Annotated in this window: 15 protein-coding genes; 7 read left to right on the top strand and 8 right to left on the bottom strand. The window is 70.2% G+C overall.

Features of this window, described 5'->3' with window-relative positions; translation table 11 throughout:
* The 5 genes from GPY60_RS24520 to GPY60_RS24500 all read right to left on the bottom strand — a co-directional run.
* Positions 1-1145: HNH endonuclease signature motif containing protein (locus GPY60_RS24520; protein ID WP_156690295.1), on the bottom strand; the 1145-nt coding region annotated here is incomplete at its 3' end.
* Positions 1146-1202: 57 nt separating this feature from the next.
* Entirely contained in the window at positions 1203-1802 is a 600-nt protein-coding gene (locus GPY60_RS24515; RefSeq protein ID WP_156690294.1) for a hypothetical protein, read from the bottom strand.
* Positions 1803-1903: 101 nt separating this feature from the next.
* Positions 1904-2395, bottom strand: a complete 492-nt coding sequence (locus GPY60_RS24510) for a (2Fe-2S)-binding protein (protein ID WP_156690293.1) — start codon at positions 2393-2395, stop codon at positions 1904-1906.
* Positions 2388-3269: an FAD binding domain-containing protein gene (locus tag GPY60_RS24505; RefSeq protein WP_156690292.1), complete on the bottom strand. Its 882-nt coding sequence runs from the start codon at positions 3267-3269 to the stop codon at positions 2388-2390. The genes GPY60_RS24510 and GPY60_RS24505 overlap by 8 nt, the downstream gene beginning before the upstream one ends.
* Positions 3266-5605 (bottom strand): xanthine dehydrogenase family protein molybdopterin-binding subunit, encoded by a 2340-nt coding sequence (locus tag GPY60_RS24500; protein ID WP_156690291.1) that lies wholly within the window; start codon positions 5603-5605, stop codon positions 3266-3268. The genes GPY60_RS24505 and GPY60_RS24500 overlap by 4 nt, the downstream gene beginning before the upstream one ends.
* Before the next feature lie 52 nt (positions 5606-5657).
* On the opposite strand from GPY60_RS24500, the gene GPY60_RS24495 reads away from it, so the two are divergent.
* Positions 5658-6224 (top strand): nucleotidyltransferase family protein, encoded by a 567-nt coding sequence (locus tag GPY60_RS24495; protein ID WP_156690290.1) that lies wholly within the window; start codon positions 5658-5660, stop codon positions 6222-6224.
* Here GPY60_RS24495 and GPY60_RS24490 read toward each other — a convergent pair.
* The 3 genes from GPY60_RS24490 to GPY60_RS24480 form a co-directional block, all read right to left on the bottom strand.
* The gene (locus tag GPY60_RS24490) at positions 6221-7672 is read right to left on the bottom strand and encodes an amino acid permease (RefSeq protein ID WP_156690289.1); all 1452 of its coding nucleotides are present in this window, start codon (positions 7670-7672) and stop codon (positions 6221-6223) included. The two genes, GPY60_RS24495 and GPY60_RS24490, sit on opposite strands and share 4 nt — an antisense overlap.
* Before the next feature lie 80 nt (positions 7673-7752).
* Positions 7753-8703: an amidohydrolase family protein gene (locus GPY60_RS24485; protein WP_156690288.1), complete on the bottom strand. Its 951-nt coding sequence runs from the start codon at positions 8701-8703 to the stop codon at positions 7753-7755.
* Between the two features lie 10 nt (positions 8704-8713).
* On the bottom strand, positions 8714-10141 hold the full coding sequence (locus GPY60_RS24480; protein WP_255457275.1) for an aldehyde dehydrogenase family protein: 1428 nt from the start codon (positions 10139-10141) through the stop codon (positions 8714-8716).
* Positions 10142-10277: 136 nt separating this feature from the next.
* Between GPY60_RS24480 and GPY60_RS24475 the strand changes: the two genes are divergently transcribed.
* From GPY60_RS24475 to GPY60_RS27455, 6 genes are all read left to right on the top strand, one after another.
* The gene (locus GPY60_RS24475; protein WP_156690286.1) at positions 10278-11192 is read left to right on the top strand and encodes a LysR family transcriptional regulator; all 915 of its coding nucleotides are present in this window, start codon (positions 10278-10280) and stop codon (positions 11190-11192) included.
* A gap of 291 nt (positions 11193-11483) precedes the next feature.
* Entirely contained in the window at positions 11484-13346 is a 1863-nt protein-coding gene (gene dnaK / locus GPY60_RS24470) for a molecular chaperone DnaK (RefSeq protein ID WP_156690285.1), read from the top strand.
* Positions 13343-13951, top strand: coding sequence for a nucleotide exchange factor GrpE (gene grpE / locus GPY60_RS24465; protein ID WP_156690284.1), 609 nt, complete (start codon positions 13343-13345; stop codon positions 13949-13951). Before dnaK ends, grpE begins: the two co-directional genes overlap by 4 nt.
* Positions 13952-14001: 50 nt before the next feature.
* Complete coding sequence (gene dnaJ, locus GPY60_RS24460) at positions 14002-15159, top strand: molecular chaperone DnaJ (protein ID WP_156690283.1); 1158 nt, start codon at positions 14002-14004, stop codon at positions 15157-15159.
* A complete protein-coding gene (locus tag GPY60_RS24455; protein ID WP_197283818.1) occupies positions 15159-15545 on the top strand; it encodes a heat shock protein transcriptional repressor HspR in 387 nt (128 codons plus the stop codon). The genes dnaJ and GPY60_RS24455 overlap by 1 nt, the downstream gene beginning before the upstream one ends.
* Before the next feature lie 113 nt (positions 15546-15658).
* Positions 15659-16399 (top strand): PE family protein (locus GPY60_RS27455; RefSeq protein ID WP_156690281.1); only part of this gene is annotated, 741 nt, incomplete at its 3' end.

Genomic DNA, 16399 nt, shown 5'->3' with positions numbered 1-16399 from the left:
GTGGTGGGTGGGCGCGCCAGCGATCCGGGGCTCAGGACTTCGCCGTCGCTGTCGGTGACGGTGAGGGCGTCGGGGGTGCCGGTGATGGTCAACTCGCCGCGGTGATGGAGCCGGTGGTGGTAGGGGCAGAGCAGGATGAGGTTGGTCAGCTCGGTGGGCCCGCCGTCCTCCCAATGTTTGAGGTGGTGGGCGTGCAGGCCGCGGGTGGCGCCACAACCCGGGACCGCGCAGGTGGGGTGGCGGTGCTCCAGGGCGCGGCGCAGCCGGCGGTTGATCGTGCGGGTGGTGCGCCCGGCGCCGAGGGGCTGGCCGTGACGTTCCAGCCACACCTCACAGGTGGCGTCACAGGTCAGCTCGCGGCGATCAGCATCGGAGAGCAGCGGACCCAGGTGCAGCGCGGCGGCGCGCTGCTTGACGTCGAGGTGCACCACCACCGTGGTGTGCGCGCTGTGCGGGCGGCGGCTCGCCTCAAGGTCCCACCCGGTCTCGACCAGCCGCATAAACGCCTCCACGTTGCCCGGCAGCGGGGGCCGCTCGCCACCGGCCCCGCCATCCCCGTGGTCGCGTTTCCACTCGGCGACCAACGCCTCCCGATGGGCGGCCAGCGCGGCGTCGAACTTGGCGGCGTCCAGCGGGGCAAGGGTGATCCGGTAGCGGCTGCCCCGCTCGGTGCCGGTCTTGGTGATCGCGGGCTCGGGCTCGGGGCGAGGCTCGGGGTCGGGTCGCGGTTCGAGGTTGACCGCGGTGCGCAACTGGTTGACCGTGGCCACCTGCGCCAGCTGAACGTAATGCTTATCGGATCCCGCACCGGCGCGCGCGGCGATCACCCCGACCTGATCCAGCGACAGCCGTCCCTCGCGCAGGCCCTGCGTGCAGCGCGGGAACTCCGCCCACCGCCGCGCGACCGCGGCGACCGTGTGCGCATTGCCCGACGACCAGCCCAACTTCCAGGCCACCATCGCCGCCACTGAGCGCGCCCCGGTCATCCCCCACAACCCGTCGCGATCGATCTCGGCCACAATCCCAGCGATGCGCCCGTCAATCGCATTGCGCTGACCGGCCAGCTCCGCCAACTCCTCAAACAACACCTCGAGGCGCTCCTTGGGACTCACCTCGACGGCGTCAGCGGATGCGGTCGATGACATGCCGTCATCATCGCAGTGACCACCGACAAAACCGGACGCCCAGGTCAGCGGGCGAAATCAGAACGTGTTGACCTTCTCGACGCTGACGAACATGCCGTGCCCGGTGCGGTCGTTGGTGAACTTCGTGCCGTCGGTGGTGGCGTTGATCGTCCACCCCTGTGCGCTGTAGGTCTTGTAGTCGATGGTCACGGTCGGGATGGCCCCCAGGTTGCCCAGCACCCATTGCACCTTGCCGTTGGCGCCGATGCTGACACCGTTGGCGTGCTCGCCGTCCTGCAGCGGGGAATTGGTGAACGGCGCCTCGCAGCCGACGGTGTCCTTGTTGATCTGGCAGCGGGTCACGCCGGACTTGGTCTCGATGAAGACGTAGCCGTTCTGGTCGGGCGGGAGCGGGATCGCGCCGGCCGGCGTCGTGGGGTTCGCCGGAGACGTGGGCGGTCCCGGGGCGGTGCTGGGCGCGGCCGTCGGCGCCGGGGTGGACGTGGTGGGCCGCGGAGTCGGGAACGTGGGTTCGACCGGTCCGGCACCCGGCGCGGCGACGGGGTGGCCCTCGATGACGGACGAACAGCCGTCGATCAGCAGCGGACTGGCCAGAATGGGGCAGAGCAGCAGGGATCCACCGGCAAGGCTCCACCGTGCCCTTTGCGAAAACCGCACGCGCCGCTCCTGAGAATCGCGGATGTCAGGAGCCAGGATACGAACGACGTGACGGCGGTGACGGCAGGGACGCGCCGCGATGCGGCGCCGATGGCGAAGCTTTACCGCGGCGTGACCGGTTCCCGCATCAACTCGGCGGCCCGGTGCGCCGCAGCAACGATGCCCTGGTAGCCGGTGCACCGGCAGAAGTTGCCGGACAGGCCTTCCCGTATCTCGGCGTCGGTGGGTTCGGGATTGTCGCGCAGCAGCGCCGTCAGCGACGTCACGAACCCCGGGGTGCAGAAGCCGCATTGCAGGCCGTGGCATTCGCGCAGCGCTGCCTGCACGGCCGAGAGCGTCCCGTCCGCCGAGGCGATGCCCTCGACGGTCGTGACCTCCGTGCCGTCGGCCTGCACCGCGAACATCAGGCACGAGCGCACCGCGTCGTCGTCCAGCAGGACGGTGCACGCCCCGCACGCGCCGTGTTCGCAGCCCAGGTGCGTGCCGGTCAGGCCGCAGCGCTCACGCAGGAAGTCCGCGAGCGTCATGCGCGGTTCGACGCTCGCGTGCACGCGACTTCCGTTGACGCACAACTCAATCGGCAGTTCAGGCATCGGCCGCTCCCGCTTCCCGTATGGCTTCCGTCCAGGCGCGCGCCGCCATGGTGGCCCCCACCCTGGTGCGGTACGACGCCGACCCCTGCAGGTCGTGCGGAATGTCGTCGAGGCCCTCCATCGCGGCCCGGCCGATCTCCTCGGAATCGAGCTCGCCGATCGGCCGGCCAGTGACCGCGGCCTCGGCCGCCGTCGCGCGCCGCGGCGTCGAGCCCAGCCCCAGCAGGCCGATCGCGCAGCGCGACACCCGGTCCCGGTCGTCGAGCTGCACCGCGACCAGCGCGCCCGCGATCGCGTAATCCCCGTGCCGGCGGGCGAATTCGTGGATCGCGAAGCCGGACCTGCCATGCCACACGGGAAACCGCACCCCGGTCAGCACCTCGTCGGGCTCCATCGTGGTCTCCCACACGCCGGCGAAGTAGTCGGCGGCGGCGATCTCGCGCCGACCGCGCGGTGACAGCACCTCCATCACCGCGTCCAGGGTGAGCGCCACGGCCGGGTACTCGCCGGCGGCGTCGGCGTGCGCGATCGACCCGCCGAGGGTTCCCCGGTTGCGGATCTGGAAGTGCCCAACGAAGGGCGTGGCGCGCGCGAGCAGCGGAACACCCTGCCGAACTTGGGGATCCGCGCCGACGACGGACTCGGTGGTGCCCGCGCCGATCCACAGTTCGCCGTCCCTGCGCTCGATGCCCCGCAGCTCGTCCAGCCGCGAGATGTCAATCAGGTGGTCGAAGTACGCCAGCCGCATGGCCAGCATCGGCACCAGGCTCTGGCCCCCGGCAATGATTTTCGCCTCGTCGCCCAGTTCGGCGAGCAGGCCCGCCGCGTCCTCGACGGTGCCGGGGCGGTGGTAGTCGAAGGCGGCGGGCTTCACCGGTCCGCCTCGCTCAGCAGCGCGGCGATGGACGACGGGCTGGCCGGCAGGCGCGTAACCGTGACGCCCAGCGGCGCGAGCGCGTCGTTGATCGCGTTGATGACCGCCGGCGTCGAGCCGATCGCCCCGCCCTCGCCTGCGCCCTTGTAGCCGCCCGGCCCGGGGCCGGGGATCTCCACGTGGCCGAACTCGATGGGCGGCACCTCGGTGGCCGTCGGAAGCAGGTAGTCGACGAAAGTCGTTGCCAGCGGGTTGCCGTCGTCGTCGTAGACGAGGTCCTCCATCAGCGCGCCGCCGATCCCCTGCACGGTCCCGCCCGCGATCTGGCCCTCGACGATCGTCGGGTTGATCATCGGTCCGACGTCCTCGCTGACGATGTAGCGCAGCAGCGTGACCTTCCCGGTCGCCACGTCCACCTCGCAGGTGCAGGCGTGCGTGGCGTTGGCCCAGTGGATGGGGTTGGGCGAGTTGAACCGTGCCGTCGCCTCCAGATTGGCGGACATGCCGGCGGGCAGCGACTGCGGCGAATAATAGGCGAGATAGGCCAGCTCGCCGAACGGCACCGTCTTCGCCGGGTCATCGCGGACGCTGGCCACCGAATAGGCCAGCTCCACTTCGGATTCGGCGACCTTGAGGTGATGTGCGGCCAGCGCCACGATCTTCTCTCGCAGAATCGTCCCGGCCTCGCTGACCGCCCCGGCCGTCATCGGCGCGCTGCGGCTGCCCTGCGTGCCCGCCCCGTAGGGCGTGACCGCGGTGTCACCCTGAATGGTGGCCACGTCGTCGATGTCGGCGCCCAGCGCGTCGGCGGTCAGCTGAACGACGGTGGTTTCGAGGCTGTTTCCGCTCGATCCGCCGTTGACGTAGACGTTGATCTTGCCCGTCGGCTCCATGCGGATCGTGCACCCCTCGGTGGCCAGGTGTCCCGTCGCGGCGCCCGTCGGTTCCACATACGCCGCGAACCCCAGGCCGAGGTAGCGGCCCTGCGCCAGCGCCTCGCGCTGCTCCTTCCGAAAGCCCTCGTGGTCAAGGATTTTGACCGCCTGCTCGAACGTCTCGATGGGCGCGACGTGGTCGTACGGCATGCCGTTGGGGTTGAAATACGGCATCTCGTCGCGACGCAACAGGTTTCGCCGGCGCAGCTCGATCGGGTCAAGGCCCAGCTTGCGCGCGGCGACGTCGAGCACGACCTCCCGGGCCAGCGACTCGTACTGCCAGGGCCCGCGATAGGCGGCCAGGCCGCTGGTGTTGGAGAACACCGTCTGGTAGGAGAAGCTGGCCTTGGGCACCCGGTACGGGCCGGGGAAGAACATGCCGATGGCGGCCGTCGTCAGCACCGGGTAGGGCGTCGGGTACGCGCCGACGTCCTGCACGAAGTCGATGTCAGCGGCCAGGATGGCGCCGTCGTCGTCGAACGCCATCCGGGCCGTCCCGTCGACGTGGCGGGCCTGCCCGGCCGACATCAGGTTCTCGCGGCGGTCCTCGATCCACTTCAGGGCGGCCGGCACCTTGCGGGCGGCCAGCATGATGCACATGTCCTCACGCATCGGGACCACCTTCTGGCCGAACCCGCCGCCGGTGTCGCGCATGATGACTCGAACCCGTTGCGCCGCAATGCCCAACAGTCGCGCGCAAAACGCCCGCAACTCGTGGGGCGTCTGCGTGGACGCCCACAGCGTCAGTTCCCCCGTGGCGGCGGTCCATTCGACCACCAGCCCGCGCGTCTCGATCGGCACCGGCGCGTAAATCTGTTGATAGATCCGCTCTTTGACGACGCACGGCGCCGAAGCGAAAAGCTCCTCGTCCGGCGGTGCGCCGCCCAGCCCGCCGGCGACGTTGTTCGCGTAGGCGTCGTGCACGAGCACGTCGGACGATTGCGCGCGGGTGAGGTCGGTGACCGCGGGCAGCGGCTCGTAGTCGACGTCGACCAGTTCGAGCGCGTCCTCGGCGACGTAGCGGCTCTCGGCGACGATCAGCGCCACCGGGTCGCCCACGAACTTCGCCTCACCCTCGGCCAGCGGCGGGCGCGGGGTGTCCGGGACGTCCTTGCCCGCGACGGCGTGCCACGCCTCGTGCACACCGGGGTTGAGGTCGGCCGCGGTGAACACCGCGTGCACGCCAGGCAGCGCCAGCGCCGCCGAGGCGTCGATGCCGTTGATGCGCGCGCGGGCGAACGGGCTGCGCACGAAGCACGCGTGCAGCATGCCGGGCCGGGTGATGTCGTCGACAAAGCTGCCGTGGCCCGTCAGCAGGCGGCCGTCCTCGACCCGCTGGACCCGGGTCCCGGCGTATCGCGGAGCCGGCGTGGTGAGGGCCCCCTGCACGTCCTGAGTCATCGCGCTCCATCAGATTGTCGCTGAATGAGAAGCTCAATGCCATCATAGGAGAGTGCCGTTACCGGAGTCGATAGGCCCGCCCCGCAGCGTCGGGGTACTGCTGGCCGCGGGGGCCGGCCGGCGGTACGGGAAGCCGAAGGTGCTGGTGGACGGGTGGCTGGACACCGCGGTAGCGGCGCTGCGTGACGGCGGGTGCACCGACGTCGTCCTCGTGCTGGGCGCGGCGGACGTGGCGGCGCCGCCCGGGGTCACCGCCGTGACGGCGCCGGACTGGAGCGACGGGCTGAGCGCGTCGGTGCGCGCGGGCCTTTCCGAAGCCGGCCGCACGCAGCCCGACTACGCGGTCCTGCACGTCGTCGACACCCCCGACGTGGGTCCCGACGTGGTGGCGCGGGTCCTGCGCGCGGCGGTCGCGTCCGAAAGTGGGCTGGCGCGCGCATATTTCGGCGACCGGCCCGGCCACCCGGTGGTGCTGGCGCGACGGCACTGGTCCGACGTGCTCGCCGGACTGTCGGGTGACCGCGGCGCGGGCGCCTACCTGAACGCGCGTGACGACGTCGTCAGGGTGGAGTGCGCCGACCTTGCGACCGGCCGCGACATCGACGTCACGGGAGATTAGGCCGCCACCGGCGGGTCGTTGAGCGGCGAGGGCGGCAGGGAGGTGTCCTCAGCCGCGGCGCGCACGCGATGGCGCACCACGAACCAGCCTGCCGTCAGCGCCGTCGTGCCGAAGATGATCGCGCCCGCCAGCCACGGCCCCTGCACCTTGTCGAACAACATCAGCACGACGACGCCGACGAGGAACACCAGCGTCAGGTAGCCGCTGTACGGGGCGAGCGGCATCCGGAAGCTCGGAGGTTGGAGTTGGCCGGCGCGCACCAGTCGGTGAAACCGCAGCTGGCTGGCGACAATGGTGCCCCACGCCACCACGACGCCCACGGCGGCGATGTGGAGGACGATCTCGAACGCCTGGCTCGGTTTGACGGCGTTGAGAATGATGCCGAGCGAGCCGATGCCGGCCGTCAGCAGGATCCCGCCGTACGGCACCCCGTTCTTCGACATCGGTGCCGTGAACTTCGGGCCGCTGCCGTTGATCGCCATCGACCGCAGGATGCGACCGGTGGAGTAGAGGCCGGCGTTGAGGCTGGACAGCGCGGCCGTCAGCACCACGATGTTCATCAGGCTGCCCGCCCCGCCGAACCCGACCTTGGAGAAGAAGGTCACGAAGGGGCTGACGTTGGCCTTGTATGCCGTGTGGGGCAGGAGCAGCGCCAGCAGGAACGTCGACCCGATGTAGAAGACCGCGATCCGGAACACCACGGAGTTGATCGCGCGCGGCATGATCTTCTCCGGGTTTTCCGTCTCCCCGGCCGCAATGCCCACGAGTTCCACTGCAGCGTAGGCGAATACGACACCCGAGGTGACCAACACGAGCGGCAGGAGGCCGGCGGGCAGGAAGCCGCCGTGGCTGTCCCACAGCGAAGGACCGGTGTCGTGACCGTCCACCTTGAACCGCCCGACCAAGACGACCGTGCCGACGACGAGGAAGGTCACCAGCGCCAGCACCTTGATCAGGGAGGCCCAGAACTCCAGCTCGCCGAAGAGCTTCACCGAGATCAGGTTCATCAGCAGGACGGTCACCAGGGCGATCAACGCCAGCGTCCACTGGGGCACCGCCTGGAAGGTTTTCCAGTAGTGGCAGTAGTGCGCGATCGCGGTGGTGTCGACGATGCCCGTCATCGCCCAGTTCATGCAGTACATCCAGCCCGCCGCGAAAGCCACCTTCTCGCCGTAGAACTCGCGGGCGTACGACACGAACGAGCCCGTCGACGGCCGGTGCAGCACCAGCTCGCCGAGCGCGCGCAGGATCAGGAAGACGAAGACGCCGCATATTCCGTACACCACGAACAGGCCGGGGCCCGCCGAGCCGAGCCGGCCGCCGGCGCCGAGGAAGAGTCCGGTTCCGATGGCCCCGCCCAGGCCGATCATCTGGATTTGACGGTTCTTGAGGCCCTTGTGATAGCCCGCGTCTTCACGCGTGAGCCGCGCATTGTCTGGCGGTGACATCGAGCTCCTGCGGTGGGGTGGCTCCGGGGTACTCAGGCTAACCCATGGACTCCGCGCACGCTGGCCGAAATTAGGCGGGGCTAGCGCCGCAGCAACCGTTCGGCGTTGCGGTGGCTGATCGCCGCCCGGTCGTCGCGGCTGAGCGGCAGGTTGTCGAGGAACCGGCGGGCCGCCCGCATCGAGCCGAAGGGGTAGTCGGCCGAGAACGCGACCCGGCCGGCGCCGACCTGCGCGACGAGGTTGGCGTACGTCGCCTCGTCGTTGAAGTTGGCGAACGTGTAGGTGAAATTTTCCCGCAGGTACGAGCTGACCGGGCCGCGCAGGCCGGTCAGTTCCGGGGTCAGCGTTGCGTCGAACCGCGGCAGCATGAACGACGTGGCCTCGCCCATGTGCCCGATGATCACCTGCAGCGACGGGTGACGGTCGAACACGCCGCCGAGGATCATCCGCAGCACGTGGGTGCCGGTGTTGATGTGCCAGCCCCACCCGACGGTGGCGAGCGCGAACGTCACCGGGTCGGCGAAGCCGGCGTAGCTCGACTCGATCACCCCCGCCGGCGGGATGGTGGGGTGCAGATAGATCGGGACGTCGAGCGCCGCCGCCCGGGCGAGGACGGGCTCGAAGGAGGGGTCGTCCAGGTAGCGGCCCCGGCTGTGCCCGTTGATCACCGCACCGGGAAAGCCGAGGTGGCGCACCGCCCGCTCGAGTTCCTCGGCCGCAAGGTCGGGGGCGCTCATCGGCAACGTGGCGAAGCCCGCCAGCCGGTCCGGGAACCGGTCGATCGCCGTCGCGAGCTCGTCGTTGGCGGCGCGGGCCAGCCGGACGGCGTCCGGCCCGTCGAGCTGTTCTACACCGGGCGCCGCGAGCGAGAGCACCGCCAAGTCGATGCCGGCCTCGTCCATCGCCGCGATGCGGCCCTCCCCGAGGTCGCTGATCGGCTCCACGATGCCGGGCCGCGAACGCAACCAGCGGCCCGGACCGTTCAGGAATTCCGTTGTGACGTAATGCTCTTCGAGTGCGATGGTGCGCATGGCGAAATCCCTACCCTTCGAGCGCCCGGGCGGCGGCGGGCCAATAGGGCGCCCCGTCGGCCAGCCGGATCGTCTTCGTGTACCCGTATTCCGCCAGCTCCTCCCGGGGGTTCTCGCGGCGCAACCGGCCCACGCCCGTGTTGACGAGCACGGCGTTCGCGCGCATCCGCCGGCCGACCTCCAGCGCCCGGCGGTCGTCACGGGTGAACACCGCCGCGGCCCGGGCGAAGCGGGCGCCGTTGGCGATGCGCACGGCCTCGTCCTCGTCGGTGAAGGGCGTGAGGGTGACCACGGGCCCGTAGAACTCCTCCCGGGCCACGCGCATGCGGGGCGTGACGTCGGTCAGCACGGTCGGCGCGACGAAGAAGCCGTCGGCCAGCGGGGGGCCCTCGGGCACGGGTGCCTGCGCGGCGATGCGCGCGCCCTCGGCGACCCCGATGCTCAGGTAGTCGAGGGTCTGCTCCTGCTGTGCGCGGGTGGGCAGCGGGCCGACGTCGGTGCGCGGGTCGGCGCCGTCGCCGACGCGCAGCCTCCGCACGACGGCCGAAAGCCGATCCTCGAATTCGTCGATCGCGCTGTGCTGCACCAGGATTCGCAAGGCCGGGGCGCCGTGGTCGAAGAAGCCGCCGTCGAGGGCCGCGAGCACGGCCCGCCGCTGGTCGGCGTCGTCTAACACCACCATCGGGTTTCGTCCGCCCGGCTCGATCAGCGCGGGGGTGAGGATCGGGGCCACGGTCCTCAGCACCGCGGCGCCCGTCCTGGGCGGCCCGGCGAACGCGACCTTGCCGACCAGGCGGTTCCCGGCGAGTGCGGCGCCGACCTCCGATCTGCCGGGCGTCGCGTGCAGGACGCGGTCCGGCAGCACCGACCGGATCAACTCGACCATGCGCAGCACCACCGACGGCGCCTGCTCCGGCGGCCGCAGGACGACCGCGTTGCCGACGGCCAGCGCCGGCGCGACCGTTGCCGCGGTGCCGAAGGACGGCCGGGCGAACGGCACGAAGCCGGCGATCACCCCGTACGGCTCCAGCGTGGTGAGGTCGTCGCGATCCGAGCGGGCCGGCTCCTCAATCGCGCCGGCGAAGCGGTCGAAGATGCCGGCGGCCGCCTGGACGTCGAGCTCGCGGGCCTGGGCGATCGGAGTGCCGAGCTCCAGCGACTCCAGCGCGGCCAGCTCGTCCGCGTGGGCGCGGACCGCCTCGGCGACGAGCCGCAGGCAGCGGCCGCGCTCGCGCGCCGACCGCCGTTTCCAGCGCAGGTGTGCCCCGTGTGCCGCCCGCACGGCCTGGTCCACCTCGTCGGGTCCGGCGCCCTGCACCACGGTCACCGTCTGCCCCGTCGCGGGGTTCTGCACCACGAACTGGTCGTCAGTAGACGGCGAGGACCAGCGCGTTCGGATACTGGTCAGGATCGGGGCGGGCGAGCTCAAGGGCACCATCCGGCACGGTGAGGGAGTGAGGGACGGACCGCATCGGGCGATGGCGCAAGGTCCAACCGAACGCTACGTCGGCCGGGGTGACGGGCGCCAACACCGGTTTTTGATGGGCGCTATCACACATAGTGATAATAAGGCGGTGGAGCTTCGCCAGTTGGAGTACTTCCTCGCCGTCGCCGACAACCGCAGCTTCACCCGCGCAGCCGAACGGCTGCACGTCGTCCAGTCCGGGGTGTCCGCGACGATCAAGGCTCTCGAACGCGAACTCGGCGTAGAACTGTTCGTCCGCGGCCGAAGTGGCGTGGCGCTCACCGCCGCGGGGCAGGCACTGGAGCCCCGCGCCCGCAAGACGCTCGACGCCGCGCGCGCGGCAAAAGAGGCGGTGGCCGCGACCCGCGGGTCGATCCGCGGCACCGTCACGCTGGGGACGCTCACGTCGATCAACGTCATCGACCTGCCCACGCTGATGGCCGACCTGCACGCCCGGCATCCCGGGGTGCTGGTGCAGTTGCGCTCCGCACGCGCCGGCTCGGCGGGCCTGCTGCGTCAACTCCGTGCCGGGGGCCTCGACCTGGCGTTCATCGTCTTCACCGACGGGCCGCCGGCGGACCTTGAGACGCGCCTGGTCGCGGCCTACCCGCTGCTGCTGGTCGTGCCGGTTGATCACCCGCTGGCCGGGCGGGACTCGGTGGCGTTGGCGGAGTTGGCCGGGATGTCGTTCGTCGACGGCTCGCCGGGCTACGGCAACCGGGCCGTCGTCGACAAGGCCTTCGCCGACGCGGGGGTGCACCGGACGGTCGCGCTGGAGGTCGCCGACATCGGGACGACCGCGAGCCACATCCGCAACGGCATCGGGATCGGCTTCCTGAGCCGGTTCATCCTCGACCAGATCGGCGACGAGGGGCTGAGGACGGTCCGGGTCGCCGACCAGGACCTGTGCTGGCGTCTCTATATCGCGCGATCGGCGGTGCGCCCGGCCGGCGACGCCGCCCGCGCGGTGTTCTCGCTGGTCGAGGAGATGATCCCGCCGGTGGGAGTGGCCGGCGTCCGCTGACGCGCGCCCGTTGCGCCGAGACTGCATCCAGCGCGTCGAGACTGCGCTGAGCGCCCGTTTGGCGGCGAAATCGCGATCCGTGTTCAGGCTCGGCGCCGTCACGGCAGGCTCGACGCGCCGGGCCACGACCCCCGGGAACAAGACGCGCCCGCCCGCCGTTAGCATGATCAACAAGTTGAGCGAACCGCACTCAAGGCTGGGTTGACACCACGGTGTCGCCGGTAGCAGGCTTGAGCGAGGTTCACTCAGCATAGTGCACTGCAGAAGCTCTACTACTCAGGAGGAATCACTATGGCTCGTGCGGTCGGCATCGACCTCGGGACCACCAACTCCGTCGTCGCAGTTCTGGAGGGTGGCGACCCCGTCGTCGTCGCCAACTCCGAGGGCTCGAGGACCACTCCCTCGATCGTCGCGTTCGCGCGCAACGGCGAGGTGCTCGTCGGGCAACCCGCCAAGAACCAGGCGGTGACCAACGTCGACCGCACCATCCGCTCGGTCAAGCGGCACATGGGCAGCGACTGGTCCATCGAGATCGACGGCAAGAAGTACACCGCCCCGGAGATCAGCGCCCGCGTGCTCATGAAGCTCAAGCGCGACGCCGAGGCCTACCTCGGTGAGGACATCACCGACGCGGTCATCACCGTGCCCGCGTACTTCAACGACGCCCAGCGTCAGGCCACCAAGGACGCCGGCCAGATCGCCGGCCTCAACGTGCTGCGGATCGTCAACGAACCGACCGCGGCCGCGCTGGCCTACGGCCTGGACAAGGGCGAGAAGGAACAGACCATCCTGGTCTTCGACCTCGGCGGCGGCACGTTCGACGTCTCCCTGCTGGAGATCGGCGAGGGTGTGGTCGAGGTCCGTGCCACCAGCGGTGACAACCACCTCGGCGGCGACGACTGGGACGAGCGCGTCGTGCAGTGGCTGGTCGACAAGTTCAAGGGCACCAGCGGCATCGACCTCACCAAGGACAAGATGGCGATGCAGCGGCTGCGGGAAGCGGCCGAGAAGGCCAAGATCGAGCTGTCCTCGTCGGGCAGCACGTCGATCAACCTGCCCTACATCACGGTCGACGCGGACAAGAACCCGCTGTTCCTCGACGAGCAGCTGACCCGCGCGGAGTTCCAGAAGATCACCCAAGACCTGCTGGACCGCACCCGCAAGCCGTTCCAGTCGGTGATCGCCGACACCGGCATCTCGGTGGCCGACATCGACCACGTCGTGCTGGTGGGTGGTTCCACCCGCATGCCCGCGGTGACCGAACTGGTCAAGGAGCTCACCGGCGGCAAGGAGCCCAACAAGGGCGTCAACCCGGACGAGGTCGTCGCCGTGGGCGCCGCGCTGCAGGCCGGTGTGCTCAAGGGTGAGGTGAAAGACGTTCTGCTGCTTGATGTCACGCCACTGAGCCTTGGTATCGAGACCAAGGGCGGCGTGATGACCAAGCTGATCGAGCGCAACACCACCATCCCGACCAAGCGGTCGGAGACCTTCACCACCGCCGACGACAACCAGCCGTCGGTGCAGATCCAGGTCTATCAGGGTGAGCGCGAGATCGCCGCGCACAACAAGCTGCTCGGCAGCTTCGAGCTGACCGGCATCCCGCCGGCGCCGCGCGGAATCCCGCAGATCGAGGTCACCTTCGACATCGACGCCAACGGCATCGTGCACGTCACGGCCAAGGACAAGGGCACCGGCAAGGAGAACACGATCAAGATCCAGGAGGGCTCCGGCCTGTCCAAGGACGAGATCGACCGGATGATCAAGGACGCCGAGGCGCACGCCGAGGAGGACCGCCAGCGTCGCGAGGAGGCCGACGTCCGAAACCAGGCCGAGACGCTGGTCTACCAGACGGAGAAGTTCGTCGCCGAACAGCGCGGTGCCGAAGGCGGATCCAAGGTCCCCGAGGACACGCTGAACAAGGTCGACGCCGCGATCGCCGAGGCGAAGACGGCGCTCGGTGGCACCGACATCAACGCGATCAAGTCGGCGATGGAGAAGCTGGGCCAGGAGTCCCAGGCGCTCGGCCAGGCGATCTACGAGGCCACGCAGGCCGAGGGAGCGCAGGCCGGCGGCGCGGGTGACGGCGGTCCGTCCGGCTCGGCCGACGACGTCGTGGACGCGGAGGTGGTCGACGACGACCGGGAGTCCAAGTGACGGAGCACAACCAGGAACAGGTGACGGTCACCGACAAGCGGCGCATCGACCCTGAAACCGGTGAAGTTCGCTCGCCTGCCCCCGGCCCGGCCCCTGGTGGGTCGGCGCCGGGGGAGTTCTCCGGCGAGACTCCCGAGGAGGCCGACAAGGCCGCCGAACTGCTCGGCGACCTGCAACGGGTCCAGGCCGACTTCGCCAACTACCGCAAGCGGGCGCTGCGCGACCAGCAAGCGGCGGCGGACCGGGCCAAGGCCGGCGTCGTCACCGAATTACTCGGTGTGCTCGACGATCTCGAGCGGGCCCGCAAGCACGGCGACCTGGACTCCGGCCCGCTGAAGTCGGTGGCGGACAAGCTGATGAGCGCGCTGACCGGTCTCGGCCTGACGGCGTTCGGCGAGGAGGGCGAGGACTTCGACCCCGTCCTGCACGAGGCCGTGCAGCACGAGGGCGACGGCGGTGAGGGCTCCAAGCCGGTGATCGGCACGGTCATGCGGCAGGGCTACAAGCTCGGCGAGCAGGTGCTGCGTCACGCCCTGGTCGCCGTAGTCGACACGGTCCCCGCCGACACGCAATCGGACGATAAAGCCGGCAGCACCGGTGACTAGACCACACAATCAGCACAAGACAACAGAAAGGTGAGAGGGGGTGACGCGGCATGGCCCAGCGTGAATGGGTCGAAAAGGACTTCTATAAGGAGCTGGGCGTCTCCTCCGACGCCAGCCAGAAAGACATAAAGACGGCGTACCGCAAGCTCGCTTCCGATCTGCATCCGGACAAGAACCCTGGCGGGGCGGAGCGGTTCAAGGCGGTCTCGGAGGCCTACAGCGTCTTGTCCGACGAGGCCAAGCGCAAGGAGTACGACGAGACCCGCCGGCTATTCGCCGGCGGCCGTTTCGGCGGGGGCCGCAGGTTCGACACCGGCGGATTCGGCGGTGACGGCGCGGAGTTCAACCTCAACGACCTGTTCGACGCCGCCGGCCGAAGCGGGGGCGCCAACATCGGCGACCTGTTCGGCGGCCTGTTCGGGCGCGGCGCCACCGCCCGCCCGAGCCGGCCCCGACGGGGCAACGACCTGGAGACCGAGACAGAGCTCGATTTCGTCGAGGCCGCCAAGGGCGTGGCCATGCCGCTTCGGCTGACCAGCCCCGCGCCGTGCACCAACTGCCACGGCAGCGGCGCGCGGCCCGGGACCAGCCCCAAGGTGTGTCCGAGCTGCAACGGCTCTGGCGTCATCAACCGCAACCAGGGTGCGTTCGGGTTCTCCGAGCCCTGCACCGACTGCCGGGGCAGCGGCTCGATCATCGAGCACCCCTGCGACGAGTGCAAAGGCACGGGCGTGACCACCCGCACGCGCACCATCAACGTGCGGATCCCGCCCGGTGTCGAGGACGGCCAGCGCATCCGGCTGCCCGGTCAGGGCGAGGCCGGCTTGCGGGGTGCGCCGTCGGGCGACCTGTACGTCACGGTGCACGTTCGGCCGGACAAGGTCTTCGGCCGCGACGGCGACGACCTGACGGTGACCGTTCCGGTCAGCTTCACCGAATTGGCGCTGGGCACAACGCTTTCGGTGCCGACGCTGGACGGCAAGGTCGGCGTCCGGGTGCCGAAGGGCACCGCCGACGGCCGGATCCTGCGGGTGCGCGGGCGCGGCGTGCCCAAGCGCAGCGGGGGCAGCGGCGACCTGCTCGTCACCGTGAAGGTGGCGGTGCCGCCCAACGTGGAGGGCGCCGCACAGGAGGCGCTCGAGGCCTACGCGGCCGCCGAACGGGCGAGCGGATTCAATCCGCGCGCGGGATGGGCGGGTAACCGCTGATGGCCAAGAACTCCAGAGGTGACGAGGCCCGGACGTTTTTGATCTCGGTCGCCGCCGAACTGGCCGGCATGCACGCGCAGACCCTGCGCACCTACGACCGCCTCGGCCTGGTTCGGCCAGAGCGGACTTCCGGTGGGGGCCGGCGGTATTCGGAGCGCGACGTCGACCTGCTGCGCGAGGTGCAGCGGCTGTCGCAGGACGAGGGCGTCAACCTGGCCGGGATCAAGCGCATCATCGAGCTGACCAACCAGGTCGAGGCGCTGCAGTCGCGGGTCAAGGAGCTCACCGACGAGTTGGCGCAGGTGCGCGCCGGCCAGCGCCGCGACCTCGCGGTGCTGCCGAAGAGCACCGCCGTCGTCGTGTGGCAGCCGCGCAAGCCGCGTTAGGCGATTCGTTCCCGATCGGCCCTCGCCGCGGAAGTATAGGGAAAACCCTGATTCGCGGCTGGGCCGTCCCGCTTAGGGTCGGGTCATTGTGGTCCCCCAGCGGAAGGCCTGACATGTCTTTTGTCGTCACGACGCCGGAATTCTTGACTGGGGCGGCTGCCGAGGTGGCCAACATCGGCTCCGCGATCAACGCGGCGAACGCCGCGGCGCTGACGCCCACATCGCAGGTGCTTTCCGCGGGCGCCGACGAGGTGTCGACGGCGGTTGCGGCGGTGTTCGGCGCGCATGGCCAGGCGTATGAGCAACTGAGCAAAGCGGCCGACGCGGTCCACCAGCAGTTCGTACAGCTGATGAGTGCGGGCGCGAACGCCTACGCCACCGCCGAGGCGGCCAACGCGTCGCCGCTGGACACCTTGACGCAAGACCTGCTCGGCGTCATCAACGCGCCCACCCAGACGTTACTGGGGCGGCCGCTGATCGGTGACGGCGCGCCCGGCGGAACGGTTGGCGGCGTCGGCCAGCCCGGCGGAGCGGGCGGGATCCTCTGGGGCAACGGCGGTGCCGGCGGGGCGAGTACGGCCACCGGGGTGGCCGGCGGAAACGGCGGGGCCGCGGGCTTGTTCGGCATCGGCGGCGCCGGTGGGCAGGGCGGTATCGGCGGCGCCGGGGGAACCGGTGGTATGGGCGGAATGATCTATGGCGCCGGCGGCGCGGGCGGAGCCGGAGGCGCCAGCGCAAGTGTGACGGCCGGCGATGGTGGTGTCGGTGGCCAAGGCGGAAACGCGGGGCGGTTCGGCACCGGGGGCGTCGGCGGCGCCGGCGGCGAGGTCCACCCCACCTTCAGCGTCCACAAC

The sequence above is a fragment of the Mycobacterium sp. Marseille-P9652 genome, from assembly GCF_902652685.1.
Classification (GTDB): domain Bacteria; phylum Actinomycetota; class Actinomycetes; order Mycobacteriales; family Mycobacteriaceae; genus Mycobacterium.
The sequence above is the reverse complement of the archived record's forward strand: the minus strand, read 5'-3'. Positions and strand labels throughout refer to the sequence as shown.